The organism is Kocuria sp. CPCC 204721 (assembly GCF_040980945.1).
GTDB lineage: Bacteria > Actinomycetota > Actinomycetes > Actinomycetales > Micrococcaceae > Kocuria > Kocuria marina.
In genome coordinates this window covers 152,745-174,365 of the sequence record NZ_JAVKPO010000003.1, presented here as the reverse complement: position 1 = coordinate 174,365, position 21,621 = coordinate 152,745, and the positions used below count along the sequence as shown (strand labels likewise).

General features: G+C 68.2%; 17 protein-coding genes and 1 pseudogene. 9 read left to right on the top strand and 9 right to left on the bottom strand.

Features of this window, described 5'->3' with window-relative positions; genetic code table 11:
- Nucleotides 1–128: 128 nt before the first annotated feature.
- The gene (locus RF637_RS04805; RefSeq protein WP_368844278.1) at nt 129–2,093 is read left to right on the top strand and encodes an amylosucrase; all 1,965 of its coding nucleotides are present in this window, start codon (nt 129–131) and stop codon (nt 2,091–2,093) included.
- Between the two features lie 415 nt (nt 2,094–2,508).
- Nucleotides 2,509–3,117 (top strand): hypothetical protein, encoded by a 609-nt coding sequence (locus RF637_RS04800; protein ID WP_368844277.1) that lies wholly within the window; start codon nt 2,509–2,511, stop codon nt 3,115–3,117.
- An 87-nt stretch (nt 3,118–3,204) separates the two neighbouring features.
- Here the strand turns inward: RF637_RS04800 and RF637_RS04795 are convergent, their stop codons facing one another.
- Nucleotides 3,205–3,861: a GNAT family N-acetyltransferase gene (locus tag RF637_RS04795; protein ID WP_270240645.1), complete on the bottom strand. Its 657-nt coding sequence runs from the start codon at nt 3,859–3,861 to the stop codon at nt 3,205–3,207.
- A gap of 162 nt (nt 3,862–4,023) precedes the next feature.
- On the opposite strand from RF637_RS04795, the gene RF637_RS04790 reads away from it, so the two are divergent.
- Together RF637_RS04790 and RF637_RS04785 are read left to right on the top strand one after the other, a co-directional pair.
- Entirely contained in the window at nt 4,024–4,644 is a 621-nt protein-coding gene (locus tag RF637_RS04790; RefSeq protein ID WP_035962724.1) for a superoxide dismutase, read from the top strand.
- 179 nt (nt 4,645–4,823) lie between these two features.
- The gene (locus RF637_RS04785; protein ID WP_035962722.1) at nt 4,824–5,801 is read left to right on the top strand and encodes a D-glycerate dehydrogenase; all 978 of its coding nucleotides are present in this window, start codon (nt 4,824–4,826) and stop codon (nt 5,799–5,801) included.
- Here the strand turns inward: RF637_RS04785 and RF637_RS04780 are convergent.
- Nucleotides 5,798–7,153 carry a cysteine desulfurase family protein gene (locus RF637_RS04780; RefSeq protein WP_368844276.1) on the bottom strand — a complete coding sequence of 452 codons (1,356 nt, stop codon included), beginning with the start codon at nt 7,151–7,153 and terminating at the stop codon, nt 5,798–5,800. The two genes, RF637_RS04785 and RF637_RS04780, sit on opposite strands and share 4 nt — an antisense overlap.
- Nucleotides 7,154–7,224: 71 nt before the next feature.
- Here RF637_RS04780 and RF637_RS04775 point away from each other — a divergent pair, with 71 nt between their 5' ends.
- Nucleotides 7,225–7,557 (top strand): cupin domain-containing protein, encoded by a 333-nt coding sequence (locus RF637_RS04775; RefSeq protein ID WP_368844275.1) that lies wholly within the window; start codon nt 7,225–7,227, stop codon nt 7,555–7,557.
- On the opposite strand, the gene nadC is transcribed toward RF637_RS04775, so the two are convergent.
- The 4 genes from nadC to RF637_RS04755 are packed head-to-tail and all read right to left on the bottom strand — an operon-like array spanning nt 7,554 to nt 12,161.
- A complete protein-coding gene (nadC, locus tag RF637_RS04770) occupies nt 7,554–8,453 on the bottom strand; it encodes a carboxylating nicotinate-nucleotide diphosphorylase (RefSeq protein ID WP_368844274.1) in 900 nt (299 codons plus the stop codon). The genes RF637_RS04775 and nadC overlap by 4 nt on opposite strands.
- The gene (gene nadB, locus RF637_RS04765; protein WP_084118028.1) at nt 8,431–10,122 is read right to left on the bottom strand and encodes an L-aspartate oxidase; all 1,692 of its coding nucleotides are present in this window, start codon (nt 10,120–10,122) and stop codon (nt 8,431–8,433) included. The genes nadC and nadB overlap by 23 nt, the downstream gene beginning before the upstream one ends.
- 3 nt (nt 10,123–10,125) lie before the next feature.
- Nucleotides 10,126–11,457 carry a quinolinate synthase NadA gene (nadA, locus tag RF637_RS04760; RefSeq protein WP_368844273.1) on the bottom strand — a complete coding sequence of 444 codons (1,332 nt, stop codon included), beginning with the start codon at nt 11,455–11,457 and terminating at the stop codon, nt 10,126–10,128.
- Nucleotides 11,454–12,161 carry an NUDIX domain-containing protein gene (locus RF637_RS04755; protein WP_368844272.1) on the bottom strand — a complete coding sequence of 236 codons (708 nt, stop codon included), beginning with the start codon at nt 12,159–12,161 and terminating at the stop codon, nt 11,454–11,456. The genes nadA and RF637_RS04755 overlap by 4 nt, the downstream gene beginning before the upstream one ends.
- Before the next feature lie 423 nt (nt 12,162–12,584).
- On the opposite strand from RF637_RS04755, the gene RF637_RS04750 reads away from it, so the two are divergent.
- Together RF637_RS04750 and RF637_RS04745 are read left to right on the top strand one after the other, a co-directional pair.
- Nucleotides 12,585–12,737 (top strand): hypothetical protein, encoded by a 153-nt coding sequence (locus tag RF637_RS04750; RefSeq protein ID WP_368844271.1) that lies wholly within the window; start codon nt 12,585–12,587, stop codon nt 12,735–12,737.
- A gap of 104 nt (nt 12,738–12,841) precedes the next feature.
- Complete coding sequence (locus RF637_RS04745; protein WP_368844270.1) at nt 12,842–15,199, top strand: AAA family ATPase; 2,358 nt, start codon at nt 12,842–12,844, stop codon at nt 15,197–15,199.
- 6 nt (nt 15,200–15,205) lie between these two features.
- On the opposite strand, the gene RF637_RS04740 is transcribed toward RF637_RS04745, so the two are convergent.
- Entirely contained in the window at nt 15,206–16,579 is a 1,374-nt protein-coding gene (locus RF637_RS04740) for an amino acid permease (protein WP_368844313.1), read from the bottom strand.
- 344 nt (nt 16,580–16,923) lie between these two features.
- On the opposite strand from RF637_RS04740, the gene RF637_RS04735 reads away from it, so the two are divergent.
- A complete protein-coding gene (locus RF637_RS04735) occupies nt 16,924–18,483 on the top strand; it encodes an AbgT family transporter (protein ID WP_144933034.1) in 1,560 nt (519 codons plus the stop codon).
- A 300-nt stretch (nt 18,484–18,783) separates the two neighbouring features.
- A pseudogene (locus RF637_RS04730) lies at nt 18,784–18,999 on the top strand (ISL3 family transposase); the annotation flags it as partial.
- Between the two features lie 419 nt (nt 19,000–19,418).
- Here RF637_RS04730 and RF637_RS04725 read toward each other — a convergent pair.
- Together RF637_RS04725 and RF637_RS04720 are read right to left on the bottom strand one after the other, a co-directional pair.
- On the bottom strand, nt 19,419–20,207 hold the full coding sequence (locus tag RF637_RS04725; RefSeq protein WP_085108252.1) for an IclR family transcriptional regulator: 789 nt from the start codon (nt 20,205–20,207) through the stop codon (nt 19,419–19,421).
- 147 nt (nt 20,208–20,354) lie between these two features.
- Nucleotides 20,355–21,608 (bottom strand): M24 family metallopeptidase, encoded by a 1,254-nt coding sequence (locus tag RF637_RS04720; RefSeq protein ID WP_085108255.1) that lies wholly within the window; start codon nt 21,606–21,608, stop codon nt 20,355–20,357.
- Nucleotides 21,609–21,621 lie beyond the last annotated feature (13 nt).

Here is a 21,621-nt window from a genome sequence, read left to right as displayed (position 1 = left end):
GCCCGTATCCTGGACGCAACCGGCCCGCGGGAACGCGGAGGCGGTCGATCCGAGCTCGGCATCAAGGGGGATCCCGGGCACCATGACTCCCCACGCACGTGACGTGCGTCAACCGAGGAGGCATTCCCGTGTTGTCCGAACCCTCGATCCCCCGGGACACCACCGATCGCGAACACGTACTCAAATCGGTGCGGGAGCATCTCGCGCTGGATACGCGCGCGACCCCCGAGGAACGCACCGTCTTCCTTGGTCGGCTCAGCCGTCAGCTGGACCGTCTGATCACCTCCTTGCACGCGGTCTACGGACCCGGGCTCGGTATCTGGGACACCGTGACCCGCGCCGTCCTCACCGCGTGGGAGGCCTATGTGCAGCGCCCCCGGGACCTCAAGGACCTGGACCGCCGCCGCGAGGACCAACTGCCGTGGTTCACGTCCCGGGAGGCCGTGGGCGGGGTGTGTTACGTGGACCGCTACGGCGGGGACCTCGCGGGGATCCGGGAGAAGATCCCGTACTTCGAAGAACTCGGGCTGACCTACCTGCACCTCATGCCCCTCTACGAGAGCCCCGCCGGCAACTCGGACGGGGGGTACGCGGTGTCCTCCTACCGCCGGGTGGACCCGGAGCTGGGGACCATGGCAGAGCTCGCGGACCTGGCGGCCGAACTGCGGGCCCAGGGGATCGCCCTGGTGCTGGACTTCGTGTTCAACCACACCTCCAACGAGCATGAGTGGGCCCGGGCCGCGGCCGCCGGGGACCCGTTCTACGAACGCTTCTACTGGATGTACTCGGAGCGCACCGTGCCGGACGAGTTCGAGCGCACCGCGCGGGAGATCTTCCCGGATGACCACCCCGGGGTGTTCACGCGCGTGGACAGCACGCCGGCGGGACGGGACGCGAGCCCCTACGACCCGGATCCCCGGTGGGTATGGACCACGTTCCACCGCTTCCAGTGGGACCTCAACTACTCCAACCCACACGTCTTCCACGCCATGGCCGCGGAAATGCTGTTCCTGGCCAACCAGGGGGCCCAGGTGCTGCGCCTGGACGCCGTGGCGTTCATCTGGAAGCAACTCGGCACCTCGTGCGAGTCCCAGCCACAGGTCCACGATCTGCTGCGCGCGTTCAACGCCGTGACGGCCCTGGCCGCCCCGGCCGTGGAGTTCAAGTCGGAGGCGATCGTCCACCCGGACGAGGTCATCCGCTACGTCCACCCGGACCAGTGTGCGCTGTCCTACAACCCCCTGCAGATGGCCCTCACATGGGAGGCCATGGCCACCCGGGACGTCTCCCTGCTCTCCGCCGCGCTCGCCGAACGTCACGAGACGCCAGCGGGCACCGCGTGGGTCAACTACGTGCGCGGCCATGACGACATCGGGTGGACGTTCTCCGACGACGACGCCGCTCGCCTGGGTGTCGATGGCCACGACCACCGCCGCTTCCTTAATGCCTTCTACACCGGGCGCCACCCCGGTAGCTTCGCGCACGGCGTGGCCTTCCAGGGCAACCCCCGCACGGGCGATTGCCGGATCTGCGGCACCACCGCGTCCCTGTTGGGTCTGGAGACCGAGCCGGGTCCGGCCGTGGATCGGATCCTGCTGGCGCATTCGCTGGCCATGAGCACCGGCGGAGTCCCCCTGCTTTACCTGGGTGACGAGGTGGGTCAGCGCAACGACGTCCATTGGGACGAGAACCCGGACGCCGCGGACGACGCCCGCTGGGTCCATCGCCCGCGCTACCCCCGCGACGACTACGAACGCCGCCACGACCTGTTCTCGGTGCAGGGGCGGATCTTCGGCGGGATCCGGGGGATGATCTCGGTGCGCCGTGCCACCCCGGAGTTCGAAGGCACCGCGCTCATCCCGTTCATCACGCACAACCGCCATGTCCTGGGCTATCAGCGTCCCGGCGAGCACAGCGTGGTGCTGTGCCTGGCGAACTTCAGCGACTGGCCCCAGTTCGTCACGGGTGAGACGCTGAGCGGTTTCCTGCCCTCGGCGACCATGCTGCACGAGAACGAGCGGGTGGACCTGCGCGGGGGGATCCTGGTGGAGGCTCACGGTTTTCGGTGGCTGCGCGTGATTCCCACCTCCTGACACCGCGGAAATCACAGCGTCACATAACTGCCCCCTAAAAGGGGGTAACTCAACGCAGATAAGCGGACAGTGAGCGTTATCCACAACGCTTCTCCACAGGAGTGGATAAGTCACACGACTGTCATTCGACCCGGTTGGCCAGACGCTTGTTCGGTATTTCCCCTGGTCATGCGTCGTTTCCTGCCGTTACCGCGCCTGCCCAGGGCGTGTGCGTCGAAACTGTGTTCGAATTGTGCACAGACTTTTCCACCCCTGTGGATAACTTTTCTCCACCTCTTGTGGACGCGTCACACTTCCCCCGGCGGAGTGACGGCTTGTCGTCTTTGCATCAGACTGAGGGTCGTAAGTTACTCGCGTGTAGTTGGCGTCCGGTGGGACGGGCGCCATGGGGAGAAGCACGCACCAAGGGGGAAACATGTCTGTTCGCATCACCGAGGTCGATTCCACCGACCACGGATTCTCGCTGCTCGTGGAGCAGGACGTGGCGGTCACCGCCCAGGAGTTCGATCTGGCCCTGGGCCGGCCCAGGGGGATGGGCCGATGGTTCGGGATCCACGTCACGTGGCCCACGTCCCCGGACGATCAACTGCACGTGGGCTCGGCGATCGAGTTCGACGCCCCGGTGGGGCCGTTCACGTTCGACTACGTCATGATCGTCGCGGACCGCGTGCCCGGTGAATCGCTCATGCTGCGCACCACCAAGGGGTTCGCGGACATGATCATGGAGTACGCGTGGCAGCCCACGAGCTCGGGGGTGACCGTCCAGCTGCGCGCGGATTTCCGACTGCGCGGGGGGTTGTGGTGGAAGCGTCCGTGGGCCCGAATGATGGCCGAGCGCCGACTTGCCCAGGGGCTGGAACGCATGCGGCGGGATCTGGCCGCGGGGCAGCCGGGGGAGCTGGCGACGTCGTCCACCGAGTATTCCTCTCGCGGCACCGGCCACGGCGTGCGGGCTGCCGCCCACGGGAGGCACGCGGGAACGCACCGGAAAGCCACGGGACGGCGACGCGCGCAACGCGCGTGAACCGCTCGAAACGCGCTTACTACTGAGAGCCGCGCGGTCGCCACCGGGACCAGCCGGGGGTGTCCCGCGGCGCCCGTCGGCCCCGGATCACGGGGTGAGGCGGCGCTCCATGCGCATGACCGTGACCCGGTAATCCAGCCGGGGGACGGTGAAATCCACGGCACCGCGGGGCGTGTAGCCCAGGCCCGTGTAGAAGCGCTTGAGCACCGGGTTGTCGTCGTCGCAGTCCAGGCGGGAGACGCTTCGCCCGGATTCGGCGATCACCCGTTCTGCGGTGCGGATCAGCCGGGCACCTATTCCGGTGCCCGCGAGCGAGCGGTCCACCGCGACCCCGTGGGTGTAACCGGCGGGCTCCGGCTGTTCGCCCCAGATCTCCGGATCCGCCCAGATTACCCGGACGCTCGCCAGGATGAGGTCCGGCTGCACCGGGGATTCCACGACCCACCATTCGCCGCGGTCGATCTCGCGGCGCACCTCGGCGGGGTCGAACTCGCCCTCGCGCCACTGGTCGATGCCCCGGCCCTGCAACCACCGCGCCAGACGGTCCCGCAGGTCCACGATGCCCTGCGCGTGGGACGCGTCCGCGCGCACGACCTCGAGGTTCGCGGGGTTGCCCTCGGCGGTCCGGGCCGCCGACGGCGCGTGGACGGCGTCGTCGCGTCCCGGTACGTGGGCGCTCGCGGTGGCGCCGCCGGAACCGGTGGCGGTCGCGGTGGCCTCCGGGGCGGTATCGGGGGTGGACATGGACCCGAGGATAGGTCACGGCCCGGGCGGCAACGCACCGGTTGTGACGGAAGATGACGGGCTCGGTGAAACATACGCTAGTGGCTGAACATTCTTGACCCGCCGAACCGCAGGGACGGACAGTTGAAGCATCACGCACCCGCAAAGGAAGGATGATTCACCGTGGCTGAAAAGTTCACTCTCCCCGATCTTCCCTACGACTACGCAGCGCTCGAGCCGCACATCTCGGCCCAGATCATGCAGCTGCACCACGACAAGCACCACAACACCTACGTGACCGGTGCCAACACTGCCCTGGAGAAGATGGAGGAGGCCCGCGCCAACGGCGACGCCGCCGGTGCCGCCAAGCTCTCCAAGGACCTCCAGTTCAACCTGGGCGGCCACATCAACCACTCCATCTTTTGGAAGAACCTCTCCCCGGAGGGTGGCGACAAGCCCGAGGGTGAGCTCGCCGCGGCGATCGACAACTTCTTCGGTTCCTTCGACGCCTTCCGCGACCAGTTCACCGCGGTGGCCACCACCATCCAGGGCTCCGGCTGGGCCATCCTGGCGTACGAGCCCATCGCCGGCAACCTGGTGATCGAGCAGATGTACGACCAGCAGAACGGTGTGCCCGTGGCCACCATCCCGCTGCTGCAGCTGGACATGTGGGAGCACGCCTTCTACCTGGACTACCAGAACGTGAAGGCCGACTACGTCAAGGCCTTCTGGAACATCGTCAACTGGGCGGACGTGGCCGAGCGCTTCGAGAAGGCTCGCGGCGGCGCCAAGTCCCTCATCTGATCCGGATGTGACGTTCGCACCCCACGGGGTGCATTAGAACCCCGCACGGCAGTTCTCGTGGCCGCGCGGGGTTCCGTGTTCCTTCGGGCGGCCGCCGACGACGCCGCTCCCCACCTCCCACGCCCATCCGCCCGGTCCGTGCCGCATGAGTCGGTGCGTGTCGCACCCGAGGAGAGTTCATGAAGACACCGCGTTTCCTGGTCACACGTGAGATCCCCGAACCGGGGCCGTCCATCCTGGAGGACGCGGGCGACGTCGAGATCCGGGACGGGATGAGTGGGGACGAACTGCGCAAGGCGGTGACCGGCGGCGAGTACGACGTGGTGGTCTCGCAGGTCTCCGACCGGTTCGACGCGGACCTGCTGAGCGAAGCGCGGATCCGGGGGATCGCGAACTACGCGGTGGGGTACAACAACATCGACGTCGCGGCGGCCGCCGAACACGGGATCGCCGTGGGCAACACCCCAGACGTCCTCAATGACGCGACCGCCAACACCGCCATGCTGCTTCTGCTCGGAGCCGCGCGGCGCGCCCACGAGGCCGCCGAGTACCTGCGGGACGGGAAGTTCACGGGGATCGGACCCCAACTGCTGGTCGGTCAGGACATCACCGGGGCCACCCTGGGGATCGCGGGCATGGGTCGGATCGGCAAGGCTGTGGCCCGCCGCGCACTGGGCTTCGGCATGACGGTGATCTTCACGCAGCGCCCGCCCGAGGACCGCGAGGTCTCCGACAACGAGCTGGGCGACCTGGCCGGGCGGGTGCGTCAGGTGCCGTGGGACGAACTGGTCGAGACGAGTGACTACCTCTCGCTGCACGTGCCGCTCACCGAGGACACCACGCACCTGGTCGACGCGGACGTATTGCGGCGGATGAAGTCCACCGCGGTGCTCGTGAACACCGCCCGCGGCCCCGTGGTCGATGAAAATGCATTGGTTTCTGCGCTGCGGGACGGGGAGATCTTCGCGGCCGGGCTGGACGTGTTCGAGAACGAACCCCAGCTCGCGGACGGTCTGGCCGATCTGCCCAACGCGTTCCTGTTGCCGCACGTGGGCTCCGCGGAAGTGGGCTCACGGGCGGGGATGGCCCGCAAGGCCGCGGAGAACGCCGTGGCCATGGCCCGCGGTGAGAAGCCGCCGTACGAGGTGACGCCCTAGGCGCTCAGCCGGCGGACGACTTCCGCGGTTGCCCGCACGGCGGCATCGACCTCTTCCTCCGTGGTGTCCCGACCGAGGCTGTAGCGCACGGACGTGGTGGCGAGCTCCGCGGGGATCCCCAGGGCCGTGAGCACGTGGGAGGGCTCGCTGGAGCCGGCCGCGCACGCCGAGCCCGAGGACACGAGCACCCCCGCGTTCTCGAGGTCCACCAGGACGGTTTCGCCGTTGACGCCCGGGAAGCAGAAGGACGCGTTGGTCGGTAGTCGCGTGATCCCGTTCCGTCCCGACGTCGGCATCCTTGCGGATGGGCTAAGGGGATCGGTGGCCGCCGGTTCCGCGCGGTCCGAGGGGGCGTGCACATGTCCGAGGCGCTCCGGTCGCGGATCCGGGCCGGTCAGGATTGCGCCCGGTACGCGGCTCAGGATGCCCGAGATCAGGTGGTCACGCAGGGCTGTCGAGCGGGCTGCGTAGGTAACCCGTTCCCGCTCGGCCAGCTCCAGTGCCACCGCCATGCCCACGGCACCGGCCACGTTGGAGGTTCCCGAGCGGCGCCCGCGCTCGTGACCGCCGCCGCTCATGAGCGGTCGCAGGGGAGTGCCCCGCTTGACCCACAGCAGACCGATGCCCTGTGGTGTGCCGATCTTGTGTCCCGCCAGGGTCAGTGCGGCCACGCCCAGGTCTCGGACGTTCAGCGGTAGGCTCCCGGCCCCTTGCACGGCGTCCGTGTGCAGGGGAACTCCGTGCTCCGCTGCGATCTCCGCGAGGGCGGGGATGTCCTGGACGGTCCCCACCTCGTTGTTGGCGAGCATCACCGACGCCATGGCCACGGTGGCTGGATCGGAGACGCCGCTGCTCCCGGGAGGGGCATGGGAGGCGACGCCGCGGGAAGGTGCGGCACGGTCGGGGAGGGTGTGAGCGGCGTCGTCGTCGGACACGAGGGCGGCGCGGAAGGTGTCGGGGGAGAGCGCACCGGAGGGATCGACGGGCAGTTCGAGCGCCTCGAAACCGTCGTGCCGGGCGAGCGCGCGGGCGGATTCCAGGACGGCGTCGTGCTCGATGGCGCTGACCAGCACGCGGTGACGCGAAGGCTGCCGTTCCTGGCGGGCCAGGGCGATGCCCTTGACCGCCAGGTTGTCCGCCTCGGTGCCGCCGGAGGTGAAGATGATCTCACCCGGGCGGGCCCCGAGGACCGCGGCAACGCGCTGGCGGGCGTCCTCGAGGGCGCGGGCCGCACGCTGGCCGCGCTCGTGATGACTGGACGCGTTACCGAACCCGCCGGTCAACCACGGCCACATGGCCTCGAGCACTTCGCGGCGCGGGGCGGTGGTCGCCGCGTGATCCAGGTAGATCATGATGTGACCTCTCGTGATGACGGACGTGTCGTGCCCGTGACGGGCGGTGAGCCGGACTGTAAAGATGGACCATGGAAGAAAACACGCTGACCACCATTGCCCAGGACATGCTCGCCGAGGCGCGCGAGGCGTCCAGCGGGCGTTCCGCCCACCACCTCCACGGCGGCCGCGAGCACACGCTGCAGCAGACCATGATCGCGCTGGCCGAGGGCCAGGACCTCAAGGAACACGAGAACCCGGGCGAAGCCACGATCCAGGTGATCACGGGTCGGGTGGAGCTGGTCGCCGGTGATGAATCCGTGCAGCTCGGTCCTGCCCAGCACGCCGTGATCCCGCAGCAGCGTCACTCCCTGCACGCGCATGAGGACTCCGTGGTGTTGCTGACGCTCGTGAACAAGGGCTAGGCCACGGCCACGTCCAGACCCAGGTCCAGCGCGCGCACCGAATGGGTGAGTGCGCCCACGGAGATGACGTCCACGCCGGCGGAGGCCACCCTGCCGATGGTCTCCAGCGTGATGCCACCGGACGCCTCCACGATGGCGCGACCGTCCACGACGGCCACGCCGCTGATCAGGTCCGCGTGGGCGAAGTTGTCCAGCATGATGGTGTCCACCCCGCCGGCCAGGACGTCCTCGATCTGATCGAGCCGGTCCACCTCGACCTCCACGTGCGTGGTGTGCGGCAGCTTCCTGCGCAGCTCGCGCAGTGCGTGAGTCACGGAGGTGCCGTCCGCGGTGAGCACGGCCAGGTGGTTGTCCTTGAGCATCACGGCGTCCGAGAGCCCGAAGCGGTGGTTGTGGCCGCCGCCGCACGTCACCGCATGTTTTTCCAGCGCTCGCAGCCCGGGGGTGGTCTTGCGGGTGTCGGTCACGCGGGTGCGCGTGATGGTTCCGGCGGGCAGATTGTTGGCGCGTTCCACCTCCGCCACGGCCCTCTCGACCTCGGCCACGTACCGGGCGGTGAGCGTCGCGATCCCGGACATCCGCTGCGCGAGGTTCAGCACGGTGCGTTCCGCGCTCAGCAGCGGCCGCGCCGGGCCGGTGATGGTTGCGATGGTGGTTCCGGGGGTCAGCGGGTCACCGTCATGCACGTGGAGCGTGACCTCCAGGCGCGGGTCCGCCGTGGTGAAGCCGGTCCGGATGACCTCCTCCCCGGCGAAGATCCCTTCCTCACGCGAGGTGAGCGTGGCGGTGGCGGTCGCCGCGGCGGGGATCACGAGCTCGGAGGTGATGTCACCCCACGGCGCGTCCTCGGCCAGGCTCGCACGGATCACGGTCTCAACGGCTGAGCGAGTCAGCATGGTCTGTCCTTTCGGGGGTGGGTGCTGCGGATCCGGAGGCGATCCACGCGGTGCTCGTGGCCAGGCGGGGGTCGGTGGCCGGGTGGTCCGCGCGCTGATGGGCCCCGCGGGACTCGGCGCGGGCCAGTGTCGCGCACACGAGCGCGTGCCCCACGGTCAGGAGGTTCCGGTCCTCCGCGTCAGTCAGGGTTCCAGGGGCCGCCGCCGTATCCTCCTCGTCCGATGACGACGCCGCCGCGAGCCAGCTCTCCAGCCCCGCCTTCGCCCGTTCGATGCCCTCGGCGGTGCGGAACACCCCGGCGCCCTGCCACATGGTGCGCTGCAGTGCTGCGCGGGAGAACGATTCGGCGGTGGTCGAATCGCAGTGAGGAAGTTCGCGCGGCTCCGGATCGGTGCCGCGGGCCACGGGCCACACGTCCGAAGGTGCTCCCGAGTCGCCGAGTAGCTCGCCGATCCGCCGTCCGAGGACCGCCGCTTCCAATAGGGAGTTGGAGGCCAGGCGATTGGCCCCGTGCATGCCCGTGCGCGCACATTCGCCGGCGGCCCACAGCCCGGGCACGGTGGTGCGGCCCAGCGCATCGGTGGCGATACCACCCATGAGGTAGTGCGCGGCGGGGCTCACGGGGACCCACTCGGTGGACCAGTCGATGCCTCGCCTCGTGAGTTCGGCGTGGATGGACGGGAAGCGGCGGGCCAGGAACTCGGCGCGGGTCAGCCCGGACGGGACGGGGATCGTGGAGCAGTCCAGGTACGCGGCGCCGTCGTCGGATGCCGTGCGCACCGCGAAGACCGCGCGCGCCACCACGTCCCGGGGAGCGAGTTCCTCGCGGGGGTCCACATCGGTCATGAAGCGGCGGCCGTGCTGATTGCGCAGTACCGCTCCCTCACCGCGGACCGCCTCGGAGATCAGGAACGAACCCGGTGCCGCCAACGCGGTGGGGTGGAACTGAAAGAACTCCAGGTCACGCACCTCGGCACCCGCGCGCAGGGCCAGTGCGATGCCGTCCCCGGTGGCCACCGGGGGGTTGGTCGTCCACGGATACAGCTGACCGGCGCCGCCCGTGGCGAGCACCACGTGGTCCGCGGGCAGGAACTCCTCGCCGCCCAGCTCGCGGCCGGGAAGAACCGGGCGGGCGGTGCAGCCCACGACCCGGTCACCGGCCACAATGACGTCCGTGACCAGGGTGTATTCGCACAGACGGATATGTCCCCCGTGCGCCATCTCGCGTGCCCGAGCGGATAGGGCCTCCTGGATCGCGTGGCCCGTGGCATCGCCTCCGGCATGCAGGATGCGCGAGACGCTGTGCGCGGCTTCCAGGCCCTGCACCCACGGGGAGTCGGGGCCGGCCACGCGGTCGAAGGCGACGCCGCGGCCGGTGAGATCCCGAACGGCCGCGGCGGAATCCCGGACCACGCCGTGCACCACCAACGGATCACACAGGCCCGCGCCGGCCACCAGGGTGTCCTGGACGTGCAGCCGTACCGAATCCGTGGGGTTTCCGCCGGGGAGGGATCCGGTCATTGCGGCCATCCCGCCCTGTGCGCGATCCGTCGCGGTGTGGCTCAGCGCGGCCTTGGTGACCACGGTGACGCGGGCACCGGCCTCTGCTGCGGACAATGCCGCGCTGAGACCGGCCACCCCGGTGCCGATGACCAGGACGTCAGTCATGACTCAGGCCCTCGGGACGGCGGCGAGCATGCGTTCGAGCGCCACGGACGCCTCCCGTGCGACGTCGTCGGCCACGGACACCTGGTTGATCACCCGGCCGGCCACGAGTTCCTCCAGGACCCACGCGAGGTAGCCCGGGTGGATGCGGTACATCGTGGAGCACGGGCAGATCACGGGATCCAGGCAGAAGATGGTGTGTTCGGGGTGTTCCGCGGCCAAGCGGTTGACCATGTTGATCTCGGTGCCGATCGCGAACGTCTGCCCCGGCTCCGCGGCCTCCACGGCCTTGCGGATGTGGTCGGTGGAGCCCGAGGAATCGGCGGCGTCCACGACCTCCATAGGGGACTCGGGGTGCACGATCACGGTGCAGCCGGGGTATTCCGCGCGGGCCTTCTCGATCTGGCCCACCGTGAAGCGCTTGTGGACGGAGCAGAAGCCGTGCCACAGGATCACGCGGGAATCCTGGAGGACCTGCGCGGTGTTGCCGCCCAGCTCCCTGCGGGGATCCCACAGGGGCATGTGCTCCAGCGGCACACCCATGGCCTTGGCGGTGTTGCGACCCAGGTGCTGGTCCGGGAAGAACAGCACGCGCTGGCCGCGGCCGAAGGCCCAGTCCAGCACGGTCCGTGCGTTCGAGGACGTGCACACGATTCCGCCGTTGCGACCGCAGAACGCCTTGAGCGCGGCGGACGAGTTCATGTAGGTCACGGGGATCACGGAGGCGAGCGGCTCGCCGTCCTCGCCCATGATCGTCCGGCCGTGGGCGTCCGTGGCGTGGGGGCCGAACACGTCCATGAGATCCGCCCAGCACTCCTCCACGGAATCCGCGTCCGCCATGTCCGCCATGGAGCACCCCGCAGCGGGATTGGGAAGGATCACGGACTGGCCGCCCCGGGAGAGGATGTCCGCCGTCTCGGCCATGAAGTGCACACCGCAGAACACGATGGCTTCCGCCTCCGGGTGCGCCTTGGCCTGCTGCGCGAGCTGGAACGAATCACCGATGAAGTCCGCGTGCTTGACCACTTCGTCCCGCTGGTAGAAGTGCCCCATGACGACGGCGCGCTCACCCAGAGTCTTCTTGGCCGCCGTGATCATGGCGTCCAGTTCCTCGGGGGAGGCATCCCGGTAGCGCTGCGGAATGGTGGGCTGCGCGGGGGAGCCGGCCGGAGCGGCGTCGTCCTGGGAAGCACCCGGGCCGTAACCCGCCGAGAGCGGGGCGGGGAACTCCCACGGGTCCTGGGTGAGAGCGGCGTTGCACGAACCGCCCTCAAGGGTCGCCGCGGTGCCGGATGGGCGGGTGGGTAGCAGCGTGAGTCGGGTGGCCACGGAGGTCATGGGGTCTCCTCGGTACGGTCTGACGGGGATGGGCGGAAGAGTCCGGGCGGTTTGGCCGCCGCGAAGCGGTACAGCGTGGGAGGGCGGTGCCGGGCGCCGGCGAGGCGCTCGCCGGTGTCTCGGAGCTGGCCGGAGGACAGGACGTGGCGCCGGAAATTGGGGGGATCCAGGGCTTTGCTGATGATGGCTTCGTGCACCTCGCGCAGGGCCGCGATCGTGAACGTCTCCGGCAGGAACGCCCGGGCCACGGTTGGCTCGGCGATGCGACCGCGCAGGTGTTCCAGGGCGTGGGCCACGATGAGTGAGTGGTCGAACGCGAGGTCCGGCAGGTCGGTGACGCGCAGCCACGTGACGTTGAGGTCGTTCTCGCCCATCGCGGCCTCGTGCGGCGGGAGGGAGGCCCAGTAGACCACGGTGACCTGGCGTTCTTCAGCCCCGGCGGAGCGGGTCAGCCCGCCGAACGTGGCCAGTTGTTCCAGGTGGGTGGGGGCCAACCCGGTGGTCAGGGTGAGGCTGCGCAGGGCGGAGTCCTCGAGATCTTCAGTGGATCGCAATGGACCGCCCGGCAAAGCCCACATGCCGCGGTAGGGATCGCGAATCCGGCGGACCAGGGGTAACCACAGCTCGTGGGCACTGTTCTCGCCCGTGGGGCGGACCGTGAAGATCACCGTGGACACGGCCAGCAGCACGCGCTGATCGGTCATGGCGGCTCCCCGGTCTTCGACGCCCCGCGGGGCCGAATCGTTAGTGTCAAGATGACTCTAACTTGCTAAAGTCGTTATGACCATAAGTGCGACGGGATGCTTCACCCAGCAGGGAGCAGGGCGGTCCACCGAGCGGGGGTCCCGTTCCCCGGGGATGCCAGGAGACCATCGGGGTGCGGGAGCGTGTCGGCGGGCCCGGCTTGCCGTGCGCCGTCGCCGACGCCGTCGGTGCGAGGGGTCGAACGCTCGGGATGCCTGCTACCGTGTGCCGTCGCGGTAGCCGTCGTCCCCCACGGCCGTCGAGTCCGTCGCGTTGGAGGTGGCCCCACCGCGGCGTAGCTAACGTCCAGGTCCGAGTGTTCGACGCCGGCCCGGGAGAGGATCTCGCGACCGTAGCGGACTGCTTCAGCAACCGTTCCGCCGTTGGCCACCACGGCGGCCATGATCCGTGCCGCGAAGTCCACGGCGAGCACGTCCGTTCCGGTGCCGTGGGACTGGGATGTGTGCTGGGTGCTCACGGGTGGACCGTCCTCGGACTCGCGGGTGGTGGATGTGGCCGGTGGTGGGTGTTGCTGATGGTGGGTGCCGCTGGTCAGCCTCATTCAGGGCGGGGAGGCCGGACCCCGCGGTGGGCGCGGTAGGGTCACACGTGCACCGCCGCATGGAAAGGATAGGCCCGGGTGAACGCGACCAATCCCTCCGAGCTGGTTCTCACCGGCGAGTTCCGGGAGGCCCTGCAGCGGCTGCACCACGGGGAGAGCGTGTTCCTCACGGGCAAGGCCGGGACCGGTAAGTCCACCCTGATCCGGGAGTTCATGGCCCACACCCGGCGCAACGTGGTGGTCGTGGCACCCACGGGTATCGCGGCGTTGAACGTGGGCGGGTACACGATCCACCGGTTGCTCTCGTTGGCCCCGGGGATGTCCCCGGAGGAGGTGCGGCGCGGGCGGTACTACCCCGGCCGGTTCGCGGCCACCCTGCGCGAGTTGCACACACTGATCGTGGACGAGGCGTCCATGGTCCGGGCGGATCTCTTCGACTGCCTCGTGGCCGCCCTGGAACGTTTCGGCCCCAAACCCGGGCGCAAGTACGGCGGTGTGCAGCTGGTGTTGGTGGGGGACCTCTACCAGTTGCCGCCCGTGGTCACCGATCACGAACGCGAGTACTTCGCGACCCGCTACTCCACCCCGTACTTCTTCTCCGCGGACACCTACCACCGGGACGACTTCGCCACGGTGGAACTGACCACAGTGTTCCGTCAGCTCGGGGACGACCGTCTCGTGGACATCCTCAATGCCGTGCGGGAGGGTGCGCTGCTCGAGGAGGCCCGCCGGGAGCTCAACGCCCGCACCGACCCGGACTTCACCCCACCCATCGACGAGTTCTGGCTGACCCTGACCACGACCAACCGGATGGCCACGTCCCGCAACCGCGGGATGCTCGAGCAGATCCCCGAGCCGGCTGTGCACCACTCCGCGATCCTCACGGGGCAGCTGGACGGGTTCGAGATCCCCGTGGACCGGGAGCTCGTGTTCAAACGCGGCGCGCAGGTCATGATGCTCACCAACGATCCCTCCGACCGGTGGGTCAACGGCACGATCGCCAAGGTGGCCGACCACTTCTGGGAGGACGGCGAGCTCATCGTGTACATCGAGCTCCCCGACGGTCGCCTGGCCAAGGTCGAACCCAATCTGTGGGAGGTGACGCGGCCCGCCGTCGAACACGGAACGCTGCGCCACGACGTGATCGGGACGTACACGCAGCTGCCGTTCCGCCTTGCGTGGGCGGTGACCATCCACAAGAGCCAGGGGCAGACGCTCGACAATGTGGTGGTGGACCTGACCGGGGGCACGTTCGCCGACGGCCAGTTGTACGTGGCGCTGAGTCGCTGCACGTCCTTCGAGGGGCTCGTGCTGCGGCGCAACGTGTTGCCGCGCGATCTCAAGGTCGATCAGCGCATTCGCCGCTTCCTGCGCTCGGGGTCCCGGGACGCGGACACGAGCAAGGGCAACGTGTACCTGGGCATCTGCAGCGTGGGGGACGTGGGCGAGCGCTGGAGGCCCCGGCCCGTGGAGCTCGCCCTGGTCACGGACGACGGCCTGGAGCTGAGCACCCTGGTCAACCCCACGCGGGACATGGGGGACGCGCGCAGCGCATACGGGATCACCGCGGGCCAGGTCCAGCTCGCGCCCCTGCTCACGGACGCGTGGGCCGCGCTCGCCCCGCACCTCGCGGGTCGCGTCCCCGTGGGCGCGGACATCGACCGCCAGCTCGGGTACCTCGATTACGAGCTCAAACGCACGGGGTACGTCACGCACATGCCCCTGGGGTACGACGTCGCCGCGGGGCGGGTCTCCGCCCAGCAGCGCCGCGGTCTCGAGGCGGCGACGGCGCTCGAACGGGCCCGTGCGGTGCGTGAGATCGCGGCTTCGTCGGGCGTCACGGAGGGACTGGCCGATCCGTTCCCCGAAGCTCAGGACCGGTCGGGCTATCTCATGCCCCGGCCGGACGGTGTCACCGGGTTCACCGTGCGGTGCAGTGCGGATACCGCGGGGCACCCGGGTGCGGTACTCGCCGAGAAGTTGCGGGAGGCCCGGGAGCGCGGGCGGCTCTCTGCGCAGAGCCTCGCGGTGGTGCGCGCCGTGGAGGAGCACACGGGTGAGTACATCCTGGACGGGTCGGCCGATGCGGCTCAGGGGATCGAGGCGGTCCTGGTGCCGGGTGCGCGGATCTGTTTCACCGGAACGGTGATCGGCCCCGACGGGCGGGAGGTCTACCGGGAGGACCTCGAGGACATGGCCGTGGAGCGTGGGCTGCAGCCGGTGGCAAACGTGACCAAGACCCGCTGCGACGTCCTGGTCACCGCGGAGGACGGCTCGCAGTCGAACAAGGCCAAGAACGCCGCGAAGTGGGGCAAGCCGGTGTTCACCGCCCGGGAGTTCACGGCGTGGTGGCGGGGTGAGCCCGCCTCCGCCGGACTGGAGTCGGCCGCGGAAGCGGGCGTGGTGATCCGCCCACTGATCGACCCGGCCGGCTGAACCGGGTTACTTGGAACCGGTGGCCACGGGATCCGTGGTGACCGCAGCGGCGTCGTCGGGCAGGACCGTGCGCTCGCGGCCCTTGCCGCGCACGAACGCGAAGAACACCGCCGTCATGATGACGAGCCACGCGAGCCCGGCGCTCAGGGCGATGCGGGTGTCCGGTGTGAAGGCGAGCAGCACGATTACGAACGCCATGAACGCGAGGGCCGCGTACGTGCTCACGCGACCGCCGGGCAGGGGGTAGGAACTGCGCGGGGCGCCGGCGCGGGCGCGCTCACGGGACATGCCCAGGTGGGAGACCAGGATCATGATCCACACCCACACGGTCGCGAACGTGGCCAGGGACGCGATGATCAGGAACACGTTCTCCGGGATCACCGCGTTGAGCACCACACCGATCAACAGCACCACGGCCATGAGCGCCACGGTGAGGGTGGGCACGCCGCTGCGGCCCACATGGGTGAACGCGCGCGGCGCGTGACCCTGCTGCGCGAGCCCGTAGACCATGCGCCCGGAACCGAAGATGTCCGAGTTGATCGCGGAGATCGCCGCGGTGATGATCACCGCGTTGAGGATGTGGGGTGCGAACGGGATGCCCAGGGAGTCGAAGATCTGCACGAAGGGGCTGACCTCGCCGGTGACCTCGTTCCACGGGAAGAGGCTCATGAGCACGAACAGGGTCAGCACGTAGAACAGCAGGATCCGCACGGGCACCGTGTTGATCGCGGCGGGGATGGTCTTGGCGGGGATCCGGGCCTCACCGGCGGTGATGCCGATGGTCTCGATCCCACCGAACGCGAACATCACCACGGAGAAGGACAGCAGCAGACTCGTGAACCCGTTGGGGAAGAGGCCGCCGTGATCCACCAGGTTGTGCAGCCCGGGCGGGGTGTCGGAGGGGACGGCGAAGCCGAAGAGCAGGATCGCGAAACCGCCCACGATCATGAGGATGATGGCCGTGACCTTCACGACCGAGAGCCAGAACTCCAGCTCACCGAAGACCTTGACGTTGAGCAGGTTCAGGCCGGTGATCAGCAGCACGATGGCCAGCACCCAGATCCACTGGGGTGTGTCCGGGAACCAGAACTGCATGTAGATGCCGAACGCCGTGACGTCCGCGAGGGCCACGATCGCCATCTCGAACACGAACGTCCACCCTGTGATGAAACCGGCCAGGGGACCCAGGTAGCGGCCGGCGTACTGACCGAAGGACCCCGAGACGGGGTGGAGCACGGCCATCTCACCGAGCGCACGCATCACCAGGAACACCACGGCCCCGCCCACGATGTACGCGAACAGCACCGCGGGGCCCGCGGTCTGGATGGCCGAGGCCGAGCCGTAGAACAGCCCCGTCCCGATCGCCGAGCCGAGGGCCATGAAGCGGACGTGGCGCACGGTCAGTCCGCGTTTGAGGGCGGCGGGGAATTCGCTCACGGGCGGTCCTTCTCGAGGGTTTCCAGGTGGCGGCCGGGGCGCCGCACACCAGGGGCGGCCGGATCCGGGCCTCTAGGAGATTACACCGGGCGCGTACCCGCCCCGGCTCGTGGGGCGAGAATGAACGGGGTGCATGCCAGGATGCAGGTGCGCCAGCGGAACAGGACGCCGGTGTATCGGTGACAAAGGTGCGCCACGTCACCACTGCTGCGCCGTAATCACGTGTCATGGCCCCGCGGTTGCGTACGTTGGGCGCAGCAGACTCCGCCGGCAGAACGGAACCAGAGATGTCCTCGTCCACGCCCCGTGCCCGCTCGCACGGCACACAGAAGGGGACCGGTGGCCTGCTCCGGGTCCTGAACTGGATCGAGTGGGTGGGTAACAAGCTTCCCGACCCGTTCTGGCTGTTCTTCCTGCTCGCGGGGGTCGTGATCCTGCTCAGCTGGATCCTCTCCGCCGTGGGACTCAGCGCGGTCAACCCCGCCACGGGCGAGACGGTGGCGGTCACCAACCTGTTGGCCCCGGACGGGCTGCGCAAGATGGTCGCGGAAGCAGTCACGAACTTCGTGGAGTTCCCGCCCCTGGGGCTCGTGGTCGTGATCCTGTTGGGCGTGGCCGTGGCCGAACAGTCCGGAATGCTCTCCGCGGCGCTGCGCGGCTCGGTGTCCCGCGTGGGTCCCAAGTGGCTGACCTTCGTCCTGGCACTCACGGGCATCACGGGGTCCATCGCCTCGGACGCGATGTACGTGGTGCTGATCCCCCTGGGTGCGCTCGCGTTCAAGGCCGCCGGCCGGTCCCCGGTCGTGGGGCTCGTGGTGGCGTTCTGCTCGGTCGCGGCGGGCTTCAACGCGTCCCTGTTGCCGACGGCGTCGGACGCCCTCCTGGGTGGCATCACCACCGCCGCCGCGGGGCTGATCGACGACAGCGTGATCGTCACCCCGGTCTCCAATTACTTCTTCACCTTCGTGTCGTCGCTCGTGCTCGCGGCGATCATCACCCTGGTCACGGAGACCGTGCTCGCCAAACGCGGTGCGGCGCTCGAGGAGGACACGGATACCAAGCAGCAGAACATGGGGGACTTCGAGGACATGCGCCTGAAGCCCCGCGAGAAGCGGGGTTTGCGCAACGCCGGCATCGCGTTCGCGATCATGCTCGTGATCTATCTCGCGGTCCTGCTGATCCCCGGCTCACCCCTGCGCGCGGAGGACGGTTCCGTGCTGATGTCCCCGCTGCTGCTCAACGTGGGCATCGTGATCGCGGTGATGTTCGCCGTCGTCGGTTGGATCTACGGACGGGCCGCAGGGACCATGACCGAGGCGCGACAGATCCCCGAGGCCATGGCCACGGGACTGACCACCGTGACCCCCGTGCTGGTGCTGTTCTTCGCCGCGGCCCAGTTCACCGCGTACTTCCAGTGGTCCGGAATCGGTCCCGTCCTGGCGATCTACGGCGCGGACTTCATCGGCTCGCTGGGACTGCATCCCATCCTCACGTTCACCGGGATCGTGGCGATCGTGGCGGTGATGAACCTGCTCATCACCTCGGGCTCGGCGCAGTGGACCCTGCTGGCCCCGGTGATGGTGCCCATGCTCATGCTGCTCGACGTCTCACCGGAGATGACCCAGGCGTTGTTCCGGATCGGGGATTCCCCCACCAATGTGATCAGCCCCGTGAGCCCGTACTTCGCCCTGGTCCTCGGGTACCTGCGCCGCTACCAGAAGGAAGCGGGCGTGGGCACGCTCATCTCCCTGGTGCTGCCGGTCTCGATCGCCATGCTCATCGGCTGGTTCCTGCTGTTCATCGTGTGGTACCTGCTGGGTCTGCCGCTGGGCCCGCAGGACCTCTGAGCCCACGGTGCCCGCGGGACCGTCTGAGTTGCTGGGCGGTCTCTGGGCGGACGGACTGCTGGAGAGACAGCTGGGCACCTCCCGGGGCAGAGGTGGCCTTTCGTGCTGACACCCCCTCCTTTGAGAAAAAGTTCTTCACCCGCGCACGCCATTCAATGGAGGGCCGTATATCGATGCACTGACCGAAAGGAGCGATACCATGCTGAGGGGTGTCCTAGTTTGCGTATTCCTCGCAGTTCTATACCTCTATCCGGGGAACTGCTGCATGGATAGGCCAGGGAGCTATTCAAGCAGTAGTCCCGTCTGACTGTGTTGGAGGTGCGGCTGTGTCGGTACCGATGCACCGGGGGCGGGCACGAATGGCGTCAGGACTGCGGCGTTGCAGCGCAGCCGTGGGCCATGCTCTCGCGCTGGGGGCTGCGGTGGCCTCTGGTAGTCGACGTGTGTGAGCACCTGACGTTCGCCAGGGTCGCCGAGGGCCTGGGAGTGTCGTGGAACACCGCGAACGACGCGGTCTAGTTGTTGCGGGGCATGAGGTATTCGCCGTGGGTGTGCCACTGAGATGAGGAGCGGGCTCCTCGCCACACGATGTTAGTTCCTACACCGTCCGTCCGCAGCAAGAGAGCCCGTTCATGCCCCACAACATTTAGCATTACCCATTTTTGGCTCCGACGGTTCCATGGACGGCCTGAAAAGGCACGAATACCCGTTCATGGTTCGTGCCTTCTGGTTCACGGAGCGGTACGCGCGTTCGGGTCGCTTGGAGAGAGCTTAGGAACCCGCGCGCACTCCGGTGGGGTCCTTATCGGAATTGGGCCTTCTGGTCGAAGAGTACGACGTAGCCGCCCACAGGATGGCGGGTAATTTTCCGCAAGGGTTCAGTCACCTGGGATTGACTCGAGCTGCGGGACGCGGGTAAATAATCGATCCGCCGGTCAGGCGCCGGTATGGCCCATGCGGCGGGAAATCTCCGTGGCCGCAAGACTGGCCGCATGGCACATGTGCCGCGCCTGTTCCTCACCTACGCGGAAGCGTGGCGCAGCGACCATGAGACCGGCCACCAGATCGCCCCGGTGGTCCCGGATCCCGGCGCAAATGCCCACCTCGTCCACGGAGGTCTTGCCGTAGTTGAGGGCCACGCCCGAGAGGCGGACCTCCGCCAGTTTCCCCAGGTAGTTCGCCACATGGGGTTCGTCCTGGACGGGTAGCTCTATGGCGCCCGACGTGACCAGAGACCGGATACGCGGTTCGGGGTGGTCGGAGAGGAACAGCTGGACGGATGAGCTGTATGCGGTGTTGTACCGGGTGCCCAGAGGGGAGGTGTGCTTGATCGAATGCGGGCTCGGCAATTGTTCCACGCACACCGCCTCGAAGCCGTTCCACAGCAGCAGGGCGGTGGTCTCCCCGGTCTGCGCTGTGAGCTCCTGCATGTGCGGGTAGGCTACGCGCCGAACGTCCATAGTGGCCAGCAGCGGACCGGACACCGTGATCAGCCCCATCCCCAGGCGGAACTGGCGGGACACAGGATCCCGCTCGACCACGTCCGAGTTCTCCAGGGTGGCGAGGATCCGGGACACCGAGGACTTGTGCAGGCCCACCCGGCTCGCGATCTCGGTGACCCCCAGCAGGGGTTCCTCCGCCGAGAAGCAGCGCAGGACGGCCAGGGCGTGGTCGATCACCGAATTGCCCTGCGGTCGCCCCGGTTGCTGGGATGTTGCGCTCATCGGTGTTTCGTCCTTCCGAGGGGTTGTCGACCGGGCCGGGGTGCTCGGTGGTGACACGGGTGGGGGCCGTGGGACGGTGATGCCGTCCCACGCCCCCACCCGTTCGGCGCCACATCGGGTTGCGGCGCCAAGGTCCGATATCGCGGATCAGGCGTCCACGATGTTCTTCTCCGGGCCGTACGGGAACTTGGTGATGTTCTCGGCACCATCCTCGCCGACCACCAGGATGTCGTGCTCACGGTACCCGCCCGCTCCGGGCTGGCCCTCGGGAACGGTGATCATGGGTTCCATGGACACGACCATTCCCGGTTCCAGAACGGTGTCGATGTCTTCACGCAACTCTAGGCCCGCCTCGCGGCCGTAGTAGTGGGACAGCACACCGAAGGAGTGACCATAGCCGAAGGTGCGGTTGGGCAGCAGGTTGTGGGAGATGTAGATCTTGTTCAGTTCCGCGGCGATGTCCTTGCAGACGGCACCGGGCTTGATGAGTTCCAAGCCAGCCTCGTGAACCTCCACGTTGACGTTCCACAGTCGTAGGGACTCGGCGTCCGGCTCACCGAGGAACATGGTGCGCTCCAGGGCCGTGTAATAACCGCTGGTCATGGGGAAGCAGTTTAGTGAGAGGATGTCCCCGCGGCGCAGCTTGCGGGTCGTGGCCCAGTTGTGGGCCCCGTCCGTGTTGATCCCGGACTGGAACCACACCCACGTGTCGCGAATCTCGGAATCCGGGAACGTGCGGGCGATCTCGTGGGTCATGGCCTCGACGCCAGCCAGAGCGACCTCGTACTCCATGATGCCCTCGCGGATGGCCTTGCGGATCGCCTCGCCACCCAGGTCGCCGATGCGGGCGCCGTGCTTGATGACTTCGATCTCTTCTGCGGACTTGATCGTCCGCTGGCGCATGGAGTCCTGGGAGACGTCCACCAGCTCGGCGTCCGGGAAGGTTTCCCGGAAACGACGGCGGATCAGCTCGGGCATCGTGTCGTCCTCCACACCGAGGCGCTTGGCGGTGATCCCGCGCTCCTGCAAGGCCTGCTGGACGCCGTAGTAGTAGTTGTCACGGCGCCAGTCGGTGTAGACGATGTTCTCGCCGTAGCTGCGCCGCCACGGCATGCCGGCGTCGATGTTGGCCGTCACCGAGACGGAGTCCTCGGGGGTGACCACGAGGGCGTATGAGCGGCCGAAGTAGGTGAACAAGAAATCGGAGTAGTACTTGATGCCCTGGTAGCTAGTGAGCACCACGGCGTCCAGGTCCTTCTCCGCCATGATCTGACGCAGCCCGCCCAGTCGACGCTCGAACTCCGCATCCGAGAACGTCAGGGGCGTTTTCTCGCCGTTGTGCAGGACCTTGAGGCGCTCGAGTTCGGAGACGCTGGTGGTGGTTGGGGTATTGGTGGACATTATTTCTCCTTTG

Bases quoted from the DNA above. Each gene is read 5' to 3' on its own strand.
- RF637_RS04735 (WP_144933034.1), top strand. From the start codon at position 16,924: ATGTCCTCGTCCACGCCCCGTGCCCGCTCGCACGGCACACAGAAGGGG.
- RF637_RS04720 (WP_085108255.1), bottom strand. From the start codon at position 21,608: ATGTCCACCAATACCCCAACCACCACCAGCGTCTCCGAACTCGAGCGC.
- RF637_RS04775 (WP_368844275.1), top strand. From the start codon at position 7,225: ATGGAAGAAAACACGCTGACCACCATTGCCCAGGACATGCTCGCCGAG.
- nadA (WP_368844273.1), bottom strand. From the start codon at position 11,457: ATGACCTCCGTGGCCACCCGACTCACGCTGCTACCCACCCGCCCATCC.
- RF637_RS04780 (WP_368844276.1), bottom strand. From the start codon at position 7,153: ATGATCTACCTGGATCACGCGGCGACCACCGCCCCGCGCCGCGAAGTG.
- RF637_RS04800 (WP_368844277.1), top strand. From the start codon at position 2,509: ATGTCTGTTCGCATCACCGAGGTCGATTCCACCGACCACGGATTCTCG.
- nadB (WP_084118028.1), bottom strand. From the start codon at position 10,122: ATGACTGACGTCCTGGTCATCGGCACCGGGGTGGCCGGTCTCAGCGCG.
- RF637_RS04740 (WP_368844313.1), bottom strand. From the start codon at position 16,579: ATGGCCCTCGGCTCGGCGATCGGGACGGGGCTGTTCTACGGCTCGGCC.
- nadC (WP_368844274.1), bottom strand. From the start codon at position 8,453: ATGCTGACTCGCTCAGCCGTTGAGACCGTGATCCGTGCGAGCCTGGCC.
- RF637_RS04725 (WP_085108252.1), bottom strand. From the start codon at position 20,207: ATGAGCGCAACATCCCAGCAACCGGGGCGACCGCAGGGCAATTCGGTG.
- RF637_RS04795 (WP_270240645.1), bottom strand. From the start codon at position 3,861: ATGTCCACCCCCGATACCGCCCCGGAGGCCACCGCGACCGCCACCGGT.
- RF637_RS04755 (WP_368844272.1), bottom strand. From the start codon at position 12,161: ATGACCGATCAGCGCGTGCTGCTGGCCGTGTCCACGGTGATCTTCACG.
- RF637_RS04785 (WP_035962722.1), top strand. From the start codon at position 4,824: ATGAAGACACCGCGTTTCCTGGTCACACGTGAGATCCCCGAACCGGGG.